Origin of the sequence: Rhizorhabdus dicambivorans, assembly GCF_002355275.1 — a bacterium.
GTDB classification, from domain to species: domain Bacteria; phylum Pseudomonadota; class Alphaproteobacteria; order Sphingomonadales; family Sphingomonadaceae; genus Rhizorhabdus; species Rhizorhabdus dicambivorans.
In genome coordinates, this window is record NZ_CP023449.1 from 2,217,026 (window position 1) to 2,236,141 (window position 19,116).

Genomic DNA, 19,116 nt, shown 5'->3' on the forward strand with positions numbered 1-19,116 from the left:
CAGGGGCGGGGGGAAAAGTCAGTTCAGTTCACCGCGCAGCCGCGAAGGTCGCCTGCGACGCGGCGGGTGCCGATACCGACCGGACGGGGGCCGCGGCCGGCGCCGCCTCGATCCGTCCGGCGATCGTCTGCACCTTGGGCGCGGTGGCGGCGAACTGGACGCCCGATATCACCACCCGGTCCCGCGGCGTCAGCCCCGATCGAATGACGCGCAGGCCGCCGATCAGCGCGCCGGCCTCCACCGGCCGCGCCTCGACCGCGCCGTCCTTGCCCTTGATGACATAGACGATCTTGCGCGCCTGATCGGTCACCACCGCGCCGTCTGGCACCAGCAGCGCGTTGCGCGCGCCGCCGGCGGCAAGCCGCATATTGCCGAACAGGCCAGGGGTCAGGAAATAGTCGGGGTTGCGGATCACCGCGCGGCCCCGGATCGTCCCCGATCCGTCGTTCAGGGCATTGTCGGTGAAGTCCACCTTGCCCTTCCACTTGTAATCGGCTTCGTCCTGCAGGCGGATCTCGACATGGTCGCTGCCCGCCTTCTGGCGCCGCTGCTTCAGGTAAAGCGCCTCCGACCCGTCGAAGGCGAAATAGATCGGGTCGAGCGCGTTGATCGTGGTCAGCACGGTCGCGCTCGCCGCCGAATCGCCGGAGACGAGATTGCCGATATCGGCCCGCCGGTCGGAGACGCGGCCCGTGATCGGCGCGCGGACCTGGGTGAACTCGACATCGAGCCGGCGCGCCTGCACCTGCGCGCGGGCGGCGGCGACCGCCGCCTCGGCGGACTGGACGCGGGCCCTCAGCGAGTCGACCTCCTCCGCGCTCACCGCCTGGTCGGCGATCAGCCGGTTGGCGCGGGCCAGATCGGCGCGCGCCAGCGCCAGCGCCGTCACCGCGCTGGCGGCACGCGCGCGGGCCTCGGCAAGGGAGGCGGCGAAGGGGCGGGGGTCGATGGTGAACAGCAGCTGGCCCTTGTGGACGATCTGCCCGTCCTTGAAATGGATCGCGGTCAGCGCGCCCGAGACGCGCGGCCGAATCTCCACCGCCTGGCTCGCTTCGAACCGGCCGACATAATCGTCCCATTCGACGATCGATTTCTCGATCGGCTGGGCGACGGTCACGGTCGGCAGCGGCTGGGTATCGGCCTGCGCCTTGTCGCCGCCGATCAGGCCATAGGCGCCGAACAGCAGCAGCCCGGCGATGGGCAGCGCCGCATAGGCGGCACGCTTGCGGGTAAAGCGGGGCTGGGCTTCCGGCTGGCCGGAATCGAGCGGCTGAGCGGTATCCGCCTGGAGGTCGGAGAGGTACATGAGCTTATCCCTGCGTCAGCAAAATGTAACAGAACGGTACGTGGCTGACATGCAGGTACCGACCGGTCACATTTTTTGCAAGTGCGAAGCGCGGGGAGGCGATTGCAAAAATAACTATCAGGCTTGTTAGAAATGCAGCCGGAACCAGCTAAGGCATTATATTTACTGGCTAAAAATGCCGTCACCCCGGACTTGATCCGGGGTCCCGCTTCTTTCCCACACATCTGCGAAGAAGCGGGACCCCGGGTCCAGCCCGGGGTGACGATGCCTGAATTGGAGCCCTCCCACACGCGGGGGAGGGGAAACAGGCTATTTCGCCAGTTCGGCCTCGATCGCGCTGGTGATGATCGCGTCGTCGGGCGCGATGTCGGGCGCGAAGCGGCCGGCGACAGTCCCGTCCTTGGCGATCAGGAATTTCTCGAAATTCCAGGTCACCTCGTCCTCGCGGCCGGTGTCGATGCCATAGCCGGCCAGCTTCTTCTTGAAGCTGTCGTCCTTGTAGGTCTTGGTCGGCTTCTCGGCGGTCAGCTTCTGGTAGAGCGGATGCTGGTCGTCGCCCTTCACCGAGATTTTCGAGAACATCGGAAAATCGACGCCGAAATTGGTGGTGCAGAACTCGGTGATCTCGGCATCGCTGCCCGGCTCCTGCGCGCCGAAATTGTTCGCCGGGAAGCCCAGCACGGCGAAGCCCCGATCCTTGTACCGGTTATGCACCGCCTCCAGCGCCGCATATTGGGGCGTCAGCCCGCACTTCGACGCGACGTTGACGGCAAGCAGCACCTTGCCCGCATGATCGCCGAGCGTGGCGTCCTGCCCGGTGATGGTCTTGAGCGGTACGGTCTGGATCGCGGTGGCCATGGTCGACTCTCCTTGGGTGTGACCTGGTTCCTATCCGATCCGGAAGGGGGCTTGGCAAGGGGAGGGTGGCGTCGTGCTTGCCGGTCCTGCGTGAGGGGATGGCTGTTAGGTCGTGAACCCATAAAAGGTTGAGCGGACGCGGGCATCCCATTAGCTCTGAGCGCATGGGCAAGCGTAGCGGCGTCATTGATCATGAGGAAGGTTTGGCCAAGCTGAGCCTGGTCGAACTGGATGCGGAGATCGACCGTTGCCGGACGCGGCTTAAGATCGCGCCGACAAGCCAGCTCCGTAAGTCGTTTGAAAGCCGGATTCACTGGCTTGAGCGGTATCGCGCCAAGCACCATTCTGACTGAGGTGCGCAAATCGCTTTCACTGCCGGTCGAATTACGGTGTCATGTCTGGACGGCGCTCCTCGTCAAGGGTTTTGAAGGGATGCGTTGAACGGGTGCGGTCATGTCTTCGGCCTGTTGAGTGCGGTGGTTGCCGCTGGCCCTGATGATTGTCCGCTGAAGGTGGCGTGCCGCTATCACCGTATCGCGCTCGAAGCGCTGCCAGTTTACCGGGCTGTGCAGCCTTGTTGTCCGCCTGTCACATCACCGCATGGGCACCCTTGAGCGAGCCGGGGAGGTCAGGCGGCGTAGCGCGCCTGCCGGGAGAGCAAGGCGAAGGCGATCCGCGCCAGCTTGTTGGCGATGGCGACCGCGACGAGCTTGAAGGGCTTGGTGGCGAGCAGTTTCCTCGCCCACAGCCGCAGCGGATCTTCGTGCCGGGCATGATGGTGGAGCACGGCATGAGCGCCGACGACGAGCAGCTTCCTGAGATAGACATTACCCATCTTGGTGATCCGGCCAAGCCGCTCCTTGCCCCCCGAGGATCGCTGGCGCGGGACGAGGCCCAGGAAGGCGGCGAACTCGCGGGGACCCGAGAACTGGCCCACGCCATCGGGGCCCAGCGTGGCGACGAACGCATTCGCGGTAAGCGAGCCGATGCCGGGAATGGACATCAGCAACCGTGCATCCGCGCTGCCACGCGCGGCTTCGAGGATCGCCTTGTCAGCTTCGGCGATGGCGGCATCAAGATGGCGGAGCTGCTCTACCAGCGGCAGCAGCGCCTGAACCACACAGGTCGGCACCTCGTCGTCGCCGGCCGCGACGAGCGCCGCGAGGGCGCGGGCGTTGCATGCCCCCTGCGCGGCAATGACGCCGGCCTCGGCGAGATGGCCGCGCAGGGCATTGAGCAATTGGGTCCGTTGGGCGACGATCAACTCGCGCACCTTGTGGCGCATCAGCACTGCCTGGTTCTCGATCGAGCGGACGGTCACGAAGCGCATCGACGGCCGCGTCACCGCCTCGCAGATCGCTTCGGCATCGGCGGCATCGTTCTTCTGGCGCCGGACATAGGGCTTCACATAAGCGGGGGGCATCAGCTTCACGTCGTGCCCCAGCGAAATCAGCGTGCGACCCCAATGATGGGCCGAGCCGCAAGCCTCCATGCCCACCCGGCACGGCGGCAGGCGCCGGAAGAAGTCCGCCACCTCGCGCCGCCTGAGCGAGCGGTTCAGCACCACCCGGCCCTCGGTATCGATGCAGTGAACCTGGAAAACATGCTTGGCCAGATCAAGGCCTACAACCGTGACAGTCGACAAATCGCTTGATAGCTTGCTCATGTGGATGGTGCTCCTTGGTGGACCTTCGACAGTCACACCGTGGAGAATGTCGCTATGCGACTCAAACCTCCCTCAGAGCGCCGTCCACACCATCACCGTAATTCCACCGTAATTCCTAATTGGAATGTTTTGGAATATTTGCGAATATCTTTTATTTCTTAAATAATATGGAAACTACTGCGGCTGTAATGACAGTGTAAAATGCTAAAAATAGGCCTCCTAATATGAAACATATGGTGCTTAAAGACGGGTATCTGTAATCTCGAAAAGTCATGGCAGATATTATAAAAAACCATCCTAAGATGATGCTTATCATTCTTAGTTTTTTATTTTCCTTACAAAGGAATTTTTCAGTATTATTAAGTTCTAACTTAGAAATATCTTTTTTAAAGAAAAACCTAAACCTATAGCTCACAGAATATGCGAGCAAAAATAGCGATATCGTATATAATATTATCGAGGAAGAAATATTCATTTCCAGAATCCGGTAGTGACGCCTAGTGAATTCACCGCACGACCTTGAAAGCCATTATGGCTGCGTCTTGCGCGGAAATTAGGGTGGCAATTTACTAGTCTCTCCCAGCTTGCGGCTTCGCTGCCGTGTCGCAAGTGTCCGGCCCATCCCTGCTTCCATCGCGATGTCACTTCAAGCGCCTGACGGGAGGGCCCCATCGCTTCACCGCGCATCGGGTTTCACGCCGGATGCGCACGGCACGTCGCTCGCGGTCCAGTCGAAATCATAGGTGGCCGGCACGCTCTCTCCGCTGCCCACGCCCGGTTCCTGACCCGTCGGGTCGTAGAATATCCAGCCCATGCTGTTGTCGAACGCCGCGATGCGCGCATTGTCGCGTTGCGCCGCCGCTGCGGAGATTTCCGGCTGCTCCACCCTCGATCCGCGCACCATGCGGATGGCTCCGTCGCGCAGTTCCCACGCCCGGTAATAATTGCGCCCGAACATGCGCGTGTCGAAGCCCGGCTTGGATGACCATTGCCGTGGCTGCGTCGCGCTCGGCAGCCTTACGGTGGTGACGGAGCAGTCATATTCCGGCTTGGCGTAGAAAGGGGCGTCCTTGTCCTGCCCCGGCCCGCGAACCCGGCGTTCCGGAGGATTGAAACCGCCTCCGGGAAGCGCGAAGGACCGGGCGCCATTTCCGTCATCGTCCCAGTTGACCATGCCGGTGCCGGTGATCGTCAGGATGCTCGCCCCGGATGTCTGGTCATAACGCCATGTGACGTCATCGATCGCCTGCCAGAGATCCCCGATCGCGCGCTGGCGGAACACCTCCAGCAGCTGGGCCGGCGTCACCGCGGAGAATTGCTCATGCTGCTGCAACCCTTCGAGGCCGCGCACGATCTTCGTCGATATGATCCGGGCCGGCGCGTCGAAGCCGGCGCGTGCATCGATTTCGAGCAGGCTGAGATCGTCCGGCGCGGTCGGCGGCTGCCACGCCAGCTTCTCGATCGTGCTGCCTCGCGCGGTCAGCGGCAGCACCCAGTTGAAGGGGAAGACCGGCCGGGCACTGGGCGGTGCGACCGGCGGCAGCGTACCATCCAGCCAATAGGTCGCGCCATCGATCCGCGCGCGCACCAGCACATGGTCGAAAAGCTGCGGGATCGGCAGGCGCTGGTCCAGCCCGTCATCATTGCCGCCCGAATTGACCAGCACGGGCTCCGCATCGATCCCCAGTTCGGCGAGCAGGGCCAGCAGCAAGGCGGTTTTCCCCTTGCAGTCGCCATAGCGGCGTTGCCAGCTTTCATCGGCCGAGGCCGGGATGAGGTTGCCGCCGTTGAGGCCGACATAGATGTAGCGCACATCCTGCTGCACCAGCCTGAGCGCGGCCGCCGCGCGGTCGATCGGGCGCGCATGGGCGGCGGCGATCCGCTTCGCCTCGATCTTGACCGGGGACGCGGGCGCGAGTGTCGCGGCTTTCGAATAGAGCGGCGCGAAATGGCGTGAAACGGCCGCCCAGTCCCTGAAATCGCTATATTCGACGACGCGCTGCCATTGATAGCGCATCGGCGCGTCCTTCGGTGGCGACAAAGCACCGGGATTGTCGAACCGGAAGTCGATACGGCGCTCGCCCTTCACCATGGTCGCGGTCATGTCCGGCGTCATCTTGATGTTGGGCTGCTGGCCCTGGTCCCAGCTCAGCCCCAGCCGATACCGCCCCGGCGCGGGCGCCGAAGTGAGCAGGAGAAGGCCGGACTCGTTGCGGCCGAGCGCCGGATCGTTGCCGAAGGTCGTCAGGGCCACTTCCAGTTCGTCGCCCACCCGCAGGTCGGGAACGCGCAGGACGGCCGTCAGGGTGCCGTCGAGCCGCGCGGCTTCCAGCTGGTCCTCGCGCCGCAATATCTCGAACGAGGCATTCTTCAGCACGTCGGTCGCCTGGCCCTCCCGCAGCACCCTAATCTCATGGACGATCGGCGCGCCGGCGGTCGGATTCCAGGCGATCGAGAGGTTGCCCACCTGCAGGGTGTTGGAATGGAGTATCTTGATCCGATAGCCGACATATTGCGCCAACCCCCGGTCGCCGAGGTGAATCTGCAGATCCTGCCGCCGCACGAATAGCGGTCCGCTCAGGGTCTCCGGCATGGCGATCGGTGGAGACGGCGTGACCCATGGCGGGGCGGGGCCGCGCTGGACCTGCGCCGGCTGTGCGCCCGCAGAGGCCGCGATGAGTGCCGACGCCAGAAGCAGTGATGAAATGCGCACGGCCATCCCCCGATCCGGCCATCCTCCGATCCGGCTCTCGCCATTGTGCCAGAAGCGATCCCGCGTTCAAGAGAGCCGGCGCCACCGGGTCGGGCGGACATATCGGTTTTGGACGATTCCCAGCGATGATCCCATGGCACCCTATGTTCCTTATTTGTTCCATCCCGGCGCCGTCCGTGCTACGCTGCCGGGTTGGCAATGAAAACGGGCGGTATGATCAACGAGCTTCTCATTTCACCTGGCACCTGCGGCGGGCGCGGCTGCCATCGGCGGGCATGGTCTTCCGGGCAAAAAAATAAAAAAACGAACATTCAACCCCATGCACCGGGATTATTGCGATTCAATCGCAATTTCGCGCGTGGATCGGGGCACCGTCGCCGCCCGACATTGACGGGACTCGGTCGCGTCTGCCAAGCGGGCGCCATGAAGAAACTGACCGGCCAGGACCGCAGCATCACCACCAAATGGCGGCCCGCCACCCAGGCGGTTCGCGGGGGCACCGCGCGTTCGCAATGGGGGGAGACGAGCGAGGCGATCTTCCTCACCTCGGGTTATGCCTATGATTGTGCGGGCGATGCCGCCGCGCGCTTCGCGGGCGAGCAGAAGGGGATGACCTATTCGCGCCTCCAGAACCCCACCGTGGAGATGCTGGAGGAGCGGATCGCGCTGATCGAGGGCGCCCCCGCCGCGCGCTGCATGGCCACCGGCATGGCGGCGATGACGGCGGCACTGCTCTGCCAGCTGTCCGTGGGCGATCATATCGTCGCGGCCAAGGCGGCGTTCGGGTCGTGCCGCTGGCTGGTGGACAGCCTGCTGCCGCGCTTCGGGATCGAGACGACCGTCGTCGACGGGCGCGACAATGATGCGTGGAAGGCGGCGATCCGCCCCAATACCAAGCTGTTCTTCTTCGAGACCCCGGCCAACCCCACGCTCGACATCGTCGATCTGGAGGCGGTGTGCGCGATCGCGAAGCAGGCGGGGCTGCTGACCGTGGTCGACAACGCCTTCGCCACCCCGGCCTTGCAGCGGCCGATGGAATATGGCGCGGACATCGTCGCCTATTCCGCGACCAAGATGATGGACGGGCAGGGCCGGGTGCTGGCCGGCGCGGTTTGCGGCAGCGAGGATTTCATCAACAACACGCTCCTCTCCTTCACCCGCAACACCGGGCCGACGCTCTCCGCCTTCAATGCCTGGGTGGTGCTGAAGGGGCTGGAGACGATGGACATGCGGGTCAAGCGGCAGAGCGAGAGCGCGCTGCAGGTCGCCCGCTTCCTCGACGGGCGGGTGCCGCGCGCGATCTATCCGGCGCTGCCCAGCCACCCGCAACACGAACTGGCCGTGAAGCAGATGCCCGACGGCGGCGGCACCGTCGTCGCGATCTATCTGGACGGCGGGCGTGCCCAGGCCCATGGTCTGCTCGATGCGCTGGAACTGGTCGACATTTCGAACAATCTGGGCGACTCTCGCTCGCTGATGACGCACCCGGCCTCCACCACCCATGCCGGGCTGACCGCCGAGGTGCGCGCGGATATGGGAGTAGAGGAAGGCATGTTGCGGCTCAGCGTGGGTCTGGAAGACCCGCTCGACCTGATCGAGGATTTCGACCGCGCGCTGAGGGCCGTGGGCCTGTGATCATGAAGGCGCTCTTCCCGCATGTCGCCCAGACGCGCGGCGTCGTAGTGCGGGTCGCGGTGTCCTTCATGCCCGAACAGTCGGAGCCGGCGCGCGGCCGCTGGTTCTGGTCCTATCATATCCGGATCGAGAATGAGGGGCACCAGGCCGTCCAACTGCTCACCCGCCACTGGCTGATCACCGACGGGCGCGGCGTGAAGCACGACGTGCGCGGCGAGGGCGTGGTCGGCGAGCAGCCGGTGGTCGAGCCGGGCCAGAGCTACGATTATGTCTCGGGCTGCCCGCTGCAGACCGCGACCGGATCGATGGAGGGCAGCTACCATATGGTCGCCGAGGACGGATCGACCTTCGAGGCGGCCATCCCGCGCTTCCCGCTGATCGGCCCGGCGGTCGCGATCTGATATGAAGCGGACGCATCTTCCCCTGAACGGCCTGCGCGTGCTCGACGCGGCGGCCCGGCATTTGTCCTTCACCCGCGCGGCGGACGAGCTGGCGGTGACGCCGGCGGCGGTCGGCCAGCAGATCCGCGCGCTGGAGGATACGCTGGGCGTGGTGCTGTTCCGACGCACCGCCAAGGGCCTGGAATTGACGCCCGAGGGCGAGGCGGGGCTCGACGCGCTGCGCGCCGGCTTCCTCCAGTTCGAGGAGGCGGTCCGCGCGATGCAGGCCGGTCAGTCCTCCAAGACGCTGACCATCGCCGCGCCGCGCGACTTCACCGCCAAGTGGCTGGCCCCGCGCCTCGCCGATTTCGGCCGCGACGATCCGGAGCTTCGCTTCGTGCTGCTCTCGTCGGACGAGGGGCTCGATTTCACCCAGGCCAATCTCGATCTCGCCATCTGCTACGCCGATGGCCCCGGCGAGCATGAGGGGGTGAGGCTGGCCGAGGGCGCGATCGTCAGGGTCGGGCTTGCCGATGGCGCGCCGATCGGCTGGCCGGGCGCGCCGGCCACCGACAAGGACGCCGGGCTGATGGTCGCCGATGCCGGGCTCGCGATCGATGCGGCGGCGGCGGGCTTCGGTACCGCGCATGTCCCCGCCCTGCTGGTCGAGCGGGACATAGTGGAGGGGCGGGTGCGCGCCCATGGCGATCCGGTGCCGAGCCCCAAGGCCTATTGGCTGGTCGCGCCGACCCCGCAATGGCGCCAGAAGAAGGTCAAGGCGCTGGTCGCCACATTGACCGCGATCTAGATTTTCCAAAGGGTTATCCCCTTCATCAATGGATAAGAGGCGGGCATGGCGACTTTCCTTCTGGTTCCGGGGGCGTTGCATCCCGCCTGGTGCTGGCATCGGGTGGTGCCGCTGCTGGAGGCGGCGGGCCATGAGGCGATCGCGATCGACCTGCCGGGGACCGGCGAGGACCGCTCGATCGACCCGCGCGACGCGACGCTGGCGATATGGGCGGACCATGTCGCCGGGCAGGTCCGCCGGGCGGCCAGGCCGGTGCTGCTCGTGGGGCATAGCCGGGGCGGGCTGGTGATCAGCGAGGCGGCCGAGCGGGTGCCCGACGCGCTCGCCGGGCTGATCTACGTCACCGCGGTGCTCCCGGTGCCCGGCAAGCCGTTGCGGGAGACGAGCGAGGCCGATCCTGGCATGGTGCCCGACATCGCCGATGGCTGCATGACCTTCGCCGCCGACATCGCCATCCGCCATTTCTACAACCGCTGCTCGGCCGAGGATGCTGCGGCGATGATCGATCGCCTCTTCCCCGAGCCGCTCGGGCCGGTAGGTACCCCATCGGGCATCACTGCCGAGCGGTGGGGGCGGGTGCCGCGCGCCTTCATCGAATGCAGCGACGACAGAGCGCTGAGCCTCGACTATCAGCGGCGCATGCAGGCTGCCGCGCCCTGCGATCCGGTGATCACGCTCGACGCCGATCACTCGCCCTTCCTGTGCGCGCCCGCGGCGCTGGCCGATGCGATGCTGCAAATAGCGGAGCGCCTCGCGCCGGCCTGATTTTTCCGGCTCCAGCTACGTCGACTGAAGGTTTCCTTCCGGCTTTTGGGGTTGCCTTGCGCGCCGCACAGGCAGACGCTCCCGGATCCCCTCAGCCAGACTCATGCGAGTCGACCGAGCAGCAGGAGGAGATCGACATGAAAGGACATGGCAACGGCACCAGAGCCGTCGCGCTCGTCGGACCGGCGGGCGCGGGCAAGACCAGCTTGGCGGAAAGCCTGTTATTCGCGGCCGGCGCGATCCCCCGATTGGGCGCGGTATCGGCCGGCAGCAGCGTCGGCGACGCCAGCCCCGAAGCGCGGGCACGCGGCGGATCGACCGAGCTGAACCTCATGAACTTCGGCTGGATGGGCGATCGCTTCGCGCTGATCGACGCACCCGGCTCGACGGGCTTCGCCGCCGATGCGGAGCGCGCGCTGAGCGTCGCCGATCTCGCCATCGTCGTCGTCGATCCCGATCCGGCGCGCGCGGCGCTGGTCGAACCGACCCTGCGCCAGCTGGAGGCGATGCGCCTGCCGCACGCGCTGTTCGTCAACAAGATCGATCAGGCGCGCGGCCATATCCAGGACCTGCTCGAAGCACTCCAGCCGGAGAGTGAGGCGGCGCTGGTGGCGCGGCAGATACCGATCCGCGCCGGCGAGAAGATCGACGGCTTCGTCGATCTCGCGCTCGAACGCGCCTATCATTACCGGCCGGGCCAGCCGTCCGAACCGATCCCGCTCGCCGCGGATCTGCGTGACGTCGAGGCGTCGGCGCGCTTCCACATGCTCGAGCAGCTTGCCGACCATGACGATGTGCTGCTGGAGCAACTGCTGACCGACGAGGTGCCGAGCCTCGACACCATCTTCGGCGATATCGCGCGCGAGACCGCGGCGGGGCTGATCGTGCCGGTGCTGTTCGGCTCCGCGATCAACGGCTTCGGTGTCAGGCGGCTGCTCAAGATGCTGCGCCACGATACGCCCGATCCGGCGCTCACCGCCGAACGCCTGGGCATCGAGGGGCCGGCTGCGCAGATCTTCAAGGTCTCGCACGGCAGCTCGGTGGGGCGGCTGGCGCTGGCGCGGCTGTTCGGCGGGCCGCTTGCCGAGGGCGCGGACCTGCGCGGCTGCGATGGCCGCGCCACCCGGGCCGGATCGCTGTTCGCGGTGCAGGGCGCCAATACCGCCAAGATCGCGGGTGGCCAGGCCGGCGATATCGTCGGCATCGCCAAGATCGACGCGCTCCAGGCGGGCGATCGGGTCGGCACCAACGGCAAGGCGCCCGCCGCCGCGCCGGCCGCCGACCCGCCGGTCTGCAACTGCGCGGTCGCGATCGGGGTCAGCGACCACAAGGACGAGGTGCGTCTGTCAGGCGCGCTCAACCGGCTGGTCGAGGAGGACCCCGGCCTCCACTGGGGCACCGACGAGGCGACCCGCCAGACCCTGCTGCACGGTCTGAACGACGAGCATCTGAACACCGCTTTGGCGCGCCTCAAGCGGCGTTACGGCGTCGCGGTGTCGGTGCAGAAGCCGTCGGTCGCCTATAAGGAGACGATCCGCAAACCCGTACGCCAGCACGGCCGGCACAAGAAGCAGTCGGGCGGCCACGGCCAGTTCGGCGACGTGATCATCGAGATCCGCCCGCTGGAGCGCGGCGAGGGCTTCCGCTTCGAGGACCGCATCACCGGCGGGGCGATCCCGCGCCAGTGGATACCGGCGGTCGAGGCGGGGGTGCGCGATGCGATGGCGCAGGGCCCGCACGGCTTTCCTGTGGTCGATGTGGCGGTGACGCTGGTCGACGGCTCCTATCACAGCGTCGACAGTTCCGAGCTGGCCTTCCGCACGGCGGGGCGGATCGCGATGGCGGAGGCGCTGGCCGGGGCCGCGCCCTACCTGCTGGAGCCGGTGTCGCACGTCACCATTTGGGCGCCGGGCAGTGCCGTCTCGCGCATCACCTCTGCGGTGTCGAGTCGGCGCGGCCAGATGCTGGGCGTCACCCCGCGCGAGGGCTGGTCGCGCTGGGACGTGATCGAACTGCTGCTGCCCGAAGGCGAACTGCACGGTCTGGAGGCCGAGCTGCGCTCGCTGAGCCAGGGGCTTGCCAGCTATGAGGCGCATTTCGACCATCTTGCCGAGGTGACGGCAAAGCTCGCCGGCACCATCGCGCAGCGCACACCCGAGATGGCCTGACCGCCGAGTGACGCCGGCATTGCGCAAAAGCGATGTTGGCGGCATTCGTCCCCGCATGGCGGGCGGGCAACCGGCCGTTCGTCGCAGTTGGGGAATGGACAGATGGTAGTGCGATCGGCTCTTGCCCGGATGGGGAAGGGCAGGGGCGGTGCGGCGGACATGGAGAGCGGCCGGGCGCTGCAGACGGCGCGGGGCGCGGCCTCACGGCTGCCGCGCGTCGCGTTCCTGTTCAATGCCCAGGCGCACCAGATCCTGCATGGCATCACCACCGCCGAGGCACTGGCCGTGGGCTGGCAGGTACAGGTCGACATCCTTTCCGCCTCGTCGGGCCATCTCGATCTCGCCCGTTCGCTTGTCCTGCTGGAAAACCGTGCCCGGCTGGGCTTCGAGCGGATCGGATCGCCGCTGCTTCACCGCAGCGCGGACCTGCTGCGTAGTGCGGTGCCGCCCAAGCTGCTGACCCTGTTCGCGTCCCGCAAGTGCCTGAACGGCTATGACGCGATCGCACTGCCCGAGCGGACCTCCACCATCATGCGCCGCTTCGGGGTGAAGCACCCCCGCCTGATCCATGTCGATCACGGCGCCGGGGATCGGGCGGCGGGCTTCGACCCGCGCATCGCCCTGTTCGATTTCGCCCTGGTCGCCGGCGAGAAGCAGCGGCGGCGGATGCTGGCCGAAGGACTGATCCGCCCCGGCGCGCACGCCACGGTCGGCTATCCCAAGTTCGAGGCGGCGGATCGGCTGCGCGATCCGGATTGGTATCCCTTCGCGGAACGGCGGCCGGTCGTCCTCTACAATCCCCACTTCTCGCCCAGTCTCGGCTCCTGGCCGCGCGACGGTGTCGCCATCGTCGATGCGATCGCCCGCGACGGCCGGTTCAACCTGATCGTCGCGCCGCACATCCGCATGTGCGACAGCCACCGCAACCGCATGCTCGTCGAGGCGGCGCTGAAGCCCTATGACGGGCTGCCGAATGTCCATATCGACCTGGGCAGCCGCCGTTCGATCGACATGAGCTACACGATGCTCGCCGACATCTATGTGGGCGATGTCAGCAGCCAGGTTTACGAGTTTCTGCGGACGCCTAAGCCCGTGCTGTTCGTGGACAGCCATGCGCGGGCATGGCGGGACGATCCGGATTTCGCGCACTGGCATTTCGGCCCCGTCATCGAGGATGGGACTGGGGTGATTGCGGGCATCGAGGACGCGCTGGCCAGCCATGATCGCTATGCGGAGGTGCAGCGCCGGGCCTTCGCGGACACCTTCGACCTGCGCGAAGGCGAAAGCCATTCGGTCCGCGCCGCCGCCGCCATCGCGGATTTCCTGGGGCTCGAGGCGCGCTGATCGGCCGGCAGGGGCTGCCACGGCGGCAACCCCTGGGCGTCTTCATTATGTCAGTACCGGGTCGCCCAGTCGGCGGGATAGGGCGGAGCCCAGGCCGGGCCGGCGACCCAGGTGGTGCCGCGCGGCGAGAATGTCTCCTCGATCGTGCCGATCCGCTTCATCGCGTCGGCCGTCGCCGCCTGCTGGCATGAGGGGGCGACGCTAGATCCGGTGTCGCTCTCGCCAAGCTTGTCGCACAGGTAGCGGGCGGTCAGCTTGATCCGGTGGCGGATCTCGGCGCGGCCCGCTGCCGTGCTGAGATCGAGGTCGCGATAGCTGATCGACTGGGAGAGGCTCTGGGTGCTGTCGGGCACCTTGCCATAGCGGCCGGTGACGACCAGTTCTTCTTCGACAGGCTGCGCCGACAGAGGGGCGGAGAGCCCGATCAGCGCGGCGCCAGCGGCAAGCCACAAGGCTTTCGGGAAATGTTTCTTCATCATTGTCGCATCCTTCCTGACAGGCCGGCCGACAAAGCATCCCCCCGGCATGGCCGGCGCCCTGAAACGATCCTCGCGGCAAAGCTGTTCCGAAATGCCGATGCCTGTGCTGTCGATCACCCCGTCGCCAGCCGGCCGGGTGGATAATGGCCGAGTCACCATGAGGATGACGGCCATAAAAATCCTGTTGCCAATGTTTTCCGCGCTTCTGTTCGCCGCAGCTCCGGCGACCGGTGCGCGCGCGGTCGATTGCTCGACGGCCACTGGCGGGCTGGAACGCCAGATTTGCGGCGATCCGGTGATGATCGACTATGACCGGCGCATTGCGGCTGCCTATGGCCGCGCGCTCGCCATCTGGGACGGCGCGATCGCGCCCTATGTGCGGCGCGACCAGCAGCGATGGATGGTCGGATTCCAGACGATCGAGCGGCTCGACGGCGCGATCGAGACCCAGTGCGTCCTTAGCGACAATGACTGCGTGCGCGACGAGATGCGCCGCCGGGTCGAGGATGTCGAGAGCGGCGCCTATGTCCATTCGGGCGTCTATCGCTCGCCGAGCGGGATGAAGTTGCTGCTCCATCCGGGCCTCGCCGCAGGCTATCGGGTCCGCGTCTATGATCCGGCGCGCGCGGCGAAGGTGAATCTGCTTACCGCCGCCGACGCGCGCGCGGCGCTCCGGGAGGGCACGGATGAGATGATCTCGGCGATGGGCGACGCCAATGGCCTGCCGCTGCCCGCCACGGACGGCTGCGTGCTGCGCCTGCTGCCGCAGCCCCTGGCGATACGGGTCGTCCAGACCGGTGCCTGTCGGGGCCAGGCCTTCGACGGAGTGTACAGCCGCCTGCTCGACGAGACGCTGCAGAGTTACGAACTGGAGCTGCACTGAGTAGGGAAGGGGGCGGGAGCGAAGCCTATTCGCTCAGCATCCGATCGACGCGGTTGGCGAGGTCCTCGATGGCGAATGGCTTGGTGAGCACCGCCATCCCATGCTCGACATGGCCATGGTTCAATACGGCATTCTCGGCATAGCCGGTGATGAACAATATCTTCAGCCCCGGCCGCAGCTTGCGGGCCGCTTCGGCGACCTGGCGGCCGTTGAGCCCGCCCGGAAGGCCGACATCGGTGATCAGCAGGTCCACCCGATCGGTACTTTCGAGCAGCTTCAGGCCCGCCTTACCGTCCTCGGCTTCCAGGCAGGCATAGCCGAGGTCCCCGAGCGCGTCGGCCACCAGCATCCGCACCGTCGGCTCATCGTCGATCACCAGCACGGTTTCGCCGGCATGGGCCTGGGTGGATGGGCCGGACGGGCGCCCCTCGCGTTCCTCGGCCTCGCCGAAATGGCGTGGCAGGTAGATGCATACCATCGTGCCGTGGCCTACCTCCGAATAGATTCGGACATGGCCGTTGGACTGGCGGGCGAAGCCATAGACCATCGAGAGGCCGAGGCCAGTGCCTTCGCCGATCGGCTTGGTGGTGAAGAAGGGATCGAACACGCGATCGAGGATGTCGCGGTCGATGCCGGTGCCGGTGTCGCTGACGCAGACCGTGACATATTGGCCGGGCTCCAGCCCGCGTTCGCGCGCGGTGCGTTCGTCCATCCATTTGTTGCCCGTCTCAATGGTGATCCGGCCGCCATCAGGCATCGCGTCGCGCGCGTTTATGCACAGGTTGAGGATCGCATTCTCGAGCTGGTTGGCGTCGACCAGGCTGAGCCAGAGCCCGGCCGCGGCGATCGTCTCGACCTGTATCCCGGGTCCCACGGTCCGGCGCACCAGTTCGACGAGATCGGGCAACAGACGATTGATGACGGTCGGCGTCGGCGCCAGCGTCTGCCGCCGGGCAAATGCGAGCAGCCGGTGGGTGAGCGAAGCGGCACGGCGCGCAGCGCCCTGGCCGGCGATCAGATATTTCTCGATCTCGGCGCTGCGGCCTTGCGCCAGCCGCACCCCGATCATCTCATAAGCACCGGAAATACCTGCCAGTAAATTATTGAAATCATGGGCCAGGCCGCCGGTGAGCTGGCCCACGGCCTCCATTTTCTGGGCCTGCCGCAGCGCCTCTTCCGCCTCACGCAGCCTTTCCTGCTCACGCAGCCTTTCGGTCACGTCATAGACGAACTGATAGGCGCCGATCTGACTGCCGTCGGTATTGCGCAGAATGCCGAAGCGCATCTCATAATGGCGCCGCTCACGATCCTCGTCGCCGAACTCGGCGACCTCTACGAACTCCTCCCCGTCGATCGCGCGCTGCCAGACGGCGCGGACCAACGCCTGCGCCCGGGGATTATGGGCGAGCGTCTCGAGCATGTTATCGCCCGCGCGGGGGCGGATGCCGTAGATGCGCTCGAACTCGTCCGCGGAGGCACGGTTCACCGCCAGCCAGTTGAACGCCATGTCCGAGACCTGGATGAAGGCGTTGGTTCCCTCGACGATGTCGGCCAGGATCTTGCGCTCCGCCAGTGCGGCAGCGACGCGCGCCTCCAGCGTGCGGTTGAGCTCGCGCAGCTCGATCTCGGCATTGCGCCGTGCGGTGATATCCTGGAACAGCACCGCGACCTGCCGCCGTTCGGGAGGGTCGAGCCGGAACGCGGCGAGGCTGAGGTAACGGCCGGTTTCGATCAGTTCCTGCTCAAAGCGGATCGGTTCGCCCGTCCGCAGCACCTCGCCGTAGCGCTTCAGCCAGTCCTCGGCCTCTGCGCCGACGAGTTCGCGCAGCCGCTTGCCGACGACATCAGGAATGCCGGCGTTGGCGGTGTAGGCGGCATTGGCCTCGACATGGACATAATCGCTCAGCGGCCCATGCGGCCCGTCGATGAATTCGATGACGCAGAAACCTTCGTCCATCGTATCGAACAGGGTGCGATAATGTCGTTCGCTCTCCTGAGCGGCCTGGCGATGCGCGACCGACTGGGTAACGTCGCGGACGAGGAAGCAGGTCCCGATGATATCGCCTTCGTCGTCGCGCAGGGCCGAAGCGGAAAGGTTGACCCAGCGCTGGGTCCCTTCCCCGTCGGCGGGGAAGAGGATCGGCCGGGCCTCCTTCACCACCGTATCCCCGGCTAGCAGCCGATCGAGCGGCATCTCGCCCGCGATCTCGGGAAAAGCCATATCGATCGGTGTGCCAAGCGCTGCGGGATGGCGCGGGCCGAGCATCTGGCGGGCATGTTCGTTATAGACGACCGATCGCTCGGGCCCCCAGGCGATCAGCACGCCCAGCGGCATGCCGAGCGCCATTGAGACATGGGCGCGCAGCGCAGCCGGCCAGTTCGCGGGTGGGCCGAGCGGGGAAGCGGACCAATCGGCGGTGGTGATCGCATCGGCCATGGCACCGCCGCCCCGCAGGAAGCCGATGGCGTCCCCGGTTGAGCCTGCCTTCACGCCCTGTTCCATTCCCGCCATTCCATCCCCTGAACAGGCGCGCAACGCACGACGACCAATTTGGATCAATATTTCGGTCGCGTCCCCGAATTTCTTCCCGGGCGGCGACGGGCGTGCTTTCGACGAACGCCATGCCGCATCGACGATCACCATATCCGCCGGTTGAGCCAGGCTGGCTGCCGGTCCACCATCGCGCAACTCATACGGGGATAAGGGAGGAAAGACCGATGCGCTTCAGCAGGATATTGTTCTCGGCACTGGCCGGGACGGCGCTGTTCAGCGTGACGATGCCGGCGATGGCCGGGGGCGGCTGGCTGAGCAAGGCGGTGTCGGCGCCCGGCCGCCCCGCCGATGCGGCCAGGCTCGATGCCGGGCGCAAGCCGGTCGAGGTGCTCGGCTTCCTGGGCCTCAAGCCCGGCATGGCCGCCGCCGATATCATGACCGGATCGGGCTATTGGGCCGAGATCCTGGCCAATGCGGTGGGGGCCAAGGGCAAGGTCACCGCGTTCGAGCCCGCGCAATTCTACAACGATCCCGAAGAGCAGAAAGTGTGGAAGGCGCTGACCGAACGCCGCCCAGACATCGATTTCGTGCGCTATCCGTTCGAAGGCTGGTCGGCCGGCGGGCGTCACTTCGATTTCGCGATCATCAACCTCAACTATCACGACCTCTATTGGGAATCGGCCAAATATGGCATTCCGCGCAGCGATCCGCAGGCTTTCCTGAAAGAGCTGCATACGGCGATGAAGCCGGGCGGCGTAGTCGGTATCATCGATCATGTCGCCAATCCCGGCGGCGATACCCGCGCGGTGGTGGATAAGCTCCATCGGATCGATCCGGCGGTGATCAAGGCCGACTTCAAGGCCGCCGGCTTCACGCTGGAGGCGGAAAGCCCGCTGCTCGCCAATCCGGCCGACGATCACAGCAAGCTGGTGTTCGCCCCGGACATCCGCGGCAAGACTGACCGTGTCCTCTACCGCTTCCGCAAGGTGAAATAAGCGTCGGCGGGCGGTTGGCTCCCCGGATCGGACAGGGCAAGATGCCCTTCCGAAACCGGGGAGCACCGCATGTCGATCTCGCTTTATCACGCAACCGTTCCAACCTTCCTGCAGATCACGGGGGCGGTCTCTGGCCTGCTCGACAGGGCCGAGGCCTTCTGTGCCGAAAAGGGCCTCGATCCGTCCGAGCTGATCGAGGCGCGGCTGGCGCCCGACATGCGTCCCTTTGCCTTTCAGGTGCGCTGGGTGGCGATGCACGGCTTCGGCGCGATCGAGAGCGTCCGCAACGGCGGCTTCGTGCCCGACATGACGCCGCCGCCATCCGACTTTGCTGGGCTGCGCGCCAGGCTGGCCGATGCAATCAGGGGGTTGGAGACAGTCGGCTACAGCGAACTGGACGCCTATATCGGCAAGCCGGTGACTATCACCCTGCGCGACGGCGCCCTGACCTTCGATGCCGAGGATTATCTCCTGTCCTTCGCCCAGCCCAATTTCTTTTTCCACGCGACGACGGTCTACGACATCCTGCGCTGGAAAGGGCTGGAGATCGGCAAGCGCAATTTCCTCGGCAAGCTGCGCTTTGCCGAGGATTGACGGACCGGCTGCCGCAACCGGGCTGCGC

16 protein-coding genes are annotated in these 19,116 nt (G+C 66.1%); 10 read left to right on the plus strand and 6 right to left on the minus strand.

The window, feature by feature from the left end; all coding sequences use genetic code 11:
- Nucleotides 1-28: 28 nt before the first annotated feature.
- Together CMV14_RS10525 and CMV14_RS10530 are read right to left on the minus strand one after the other, a co-directional pair.
- Nucleotides 29-1,306: an efflux RND transporter periplasmic adaptor subunit gene (locus CMV14_RS10525; RefSeq protein WP_066965024.1), complete on the minus strand. Its 1,278-nt coding sequence runs from the start codon at nt 1,304-1,306 to the stop codon at nt 29-31.
- 309 nt (nt 1,307-1,615) lie between these two features.
- Nucleotides 1,616-2,164: a glutathione peroxidase gene (locus CMV14_RS10530; protein ID WP_066965027.1), complete on the minus strand. Its 549-nt coding sequence runs from the start codon at nt 2,162-2,164 to the stop codon at nt 1,616-1,618.
- Nucleotides 2,165-2,328: 164 nt separating this feature from the next.
- On the opposite strand from CMV14_RS10530, the gene CMV14_RS10535 reads away from it, so the two are divergent.
- A complete protein-coding gene (locus tag CMV14_RS10535; protein ID WP_066965032.1) occupies nt 2,329-2,517 on the plus strand; it encodes a hypothetical protein in 189 nt (62 codons plus the stop codon).
- Nucleotides 2,518-2,792: 275 nt separating this feature from the next.
- On the opposite strand, the gene CMV14_RS10540 is transcribed toward CMV14_RS10535, so the two are convergent.
- Both CMV14_RS10540 and CMV14_RS10545 read right to left on the minus strand, forming a co-directional pair.
- The gene (locus tag CMV14_RS10540; RefSeq protein WP_096367840.1) at nt 2,793-3,809 is read right to left on the minus strand and encodes an IS110 family RNA-guided transposase; all 1,017 of its coding nucleotides are present in this window, start codon (nt 3,807-3,809) and stop codon (nt 2,793-2,795) included.
- Nucleotides 3,810-4,506: 697 nt separating this feature from the next.
- Nucleotides 4,507-6,549, minus strand: a complete 2,043-nt coding sequence (locus CMV14_RS10545; RefSeq protein ID WP_238147255.1) for a DUF3857 domain-containing protein — start codon at nt 6,547-6,549, stop codon at nt 4,507-4,509.
- A 417-nt stretch (nt 6,550-6,966) separates the two neighbouring features.
- Here CMV14_RS10545 and metZ point away from each other — a divergent pair, with 417 nt between their 5' ends.
- The 6 genes from metZ (at nt 6,967) to CMV14_RS10575 (ending at nt 13,643) form a co-directional block, all read left to right on the plus strand.
- A complete protein-coding gene (metZ, locus tag CMV14_RS10550; RefSeq protein ID WP_066969935.1) occupies nt 6,967-8,178 on the plus strand; it encodes an O-succinylhomoserine sulfhydrylase in 1,212 nt (403 codons plus the stop codon).
- A gap of 2 nt (nt 8,179-8,180) precedes the next feature.
- A complete protein-coding gene (gene apaG, locus CMV14_RS10555; protein WP_066969937.1) occupies nt 8,181-8,579 on the plus strand; it encodes a Co2+/Mg2+ efflux facilitator ApaG/CorD in 399 nt (132 codons plus the stop codon).
- Between the two features lies 1 nt (nt 8,580).
- Complete coding sequence (locus CMV14_RS10560; protein ID WP_066969939.1) at nt 8,581-9,366, plus strand: LysR family transcriptional regulator; 786 nt, start codon at nt 8,581-8,583, stop codon at nt 9,364-9,366.
- A 45-nt stretch (nt 9,367-9,411) separates the two neighbouring features.
- Entirely contained in the window at nt 9,412-10,131 is a 720-nt protein-coding gene (locus CMV14_RS10565) for an alpha/beta fold hydrolase (RefSeq protein WP_066969941.1), read from the plus strand.
- Between the two features lie 137 nt (nt 10,132-10,268).
- Nucleotides 10,269-12,299 carry an elongation factor G gene (locus CMV14_RS10570; RefSeq protein WP_066969943.1) on the plus strand — a complete coding sequence of 677 codons (2,031 nt, stop codon included), beginning with the start codon at nt 10,269-10,271 and terminating at the stop codon, nt 12,297-12,299.
- 102 nt (nt 12,300-12,401) lie between these two features.
- Nucleotides 12,402-13,643: a CDP-glycerol glycerophosphotransferase family protein gene (locus tag CMV14_RS10575; RefSeq protein WP_139114823.1), complete on the plus strand. Its 1,242-nt coding sequence runs from the start codon at nt 12,402-12,404 to the stop codon at nt 13,641-13,643.
- 50 nt (nt 13,644-13,693) lie between these two features.
- Here CMV14_RS10575 and CMV14_RS10580 read toward each other — a convergent pair whose 3' ends face one another.
- Nucleotides 13,694-14,122: a UrcA family protein gene (locus CMV14_RS10580; RefSeq protein WP_238147256.1), complete on the minus strand. Its 429-nt coding sequence runs from the start codon at nt 14,120-14,122 to the stop codon at nt 13,694-13,696.
- A 190-nt stretch (nt 14,123-14,312) separates the two neighbouring features.
- Between CMV14_RS10580 and CMV14_RS10585 the strand changes: the two genes are divergently transcribed.
- A complete protein-coding gene (locus CMV14_RS10585) occupies nt 14,313-15,005 on the plus strand; it encodes a lysozyme inhibitor LprI family protein (RefSeq protein ID WP_066969948.1) in 693 nt (230 codons plus the stop codon).
- A gap of 25 nt (nt 15,006-15,030) precedes the next feature.
- Here the strand turns inward: CMV14_RS10585 and CMV14_RS10590 are convergent, their stop codons facing one another.
- On the minus strand, nt 15,031-17,496 hold the full coding sequence (locus CMV14_RS10590) for a PAS domain-containing protein (RefSeq protein WP_238147257.1): 2,466 nt from the start codon (nt 17,494-17,496) through the stop codon (nt 15,031-15,033).
- A gap of 227 nt (nt 17,497-17,723) precedes the next feature.
- Between CMV14_RS10590 and CMV14_RS10595 the strand changes: the two genes are divergently transcribed.
- Both CMV14_RS10595 and CMV14_RS10600 read left to right on the plus strand, forming a co-directional pair.
- Nucleotides 17,724-18,494, plus strand: coding sequence for a class I SAM-dependent methyltransferase (locus CMV14_RS10595; protein WP_066969950.1), 771 nt, complete (start codon nt 17,724-17,726; stop codon nt 18,492-18,494).
- Between the two features lie 69 nt (nt 18,495-18,563).
- Nucleotides 18,564-19,088 (plus strand): DUF1993 domain-containing protein, encoded by a 525-nt coding sequence (locus CMV14_RS10600; RefSeq protein ID WP_066969951.1) that lies wholly within the window; start codon nt 18,564-18,566, stop codon nt 19,086-19,088.
- Nucleotides 19,089-19,116: the final 28 nt, after the last annotated feature.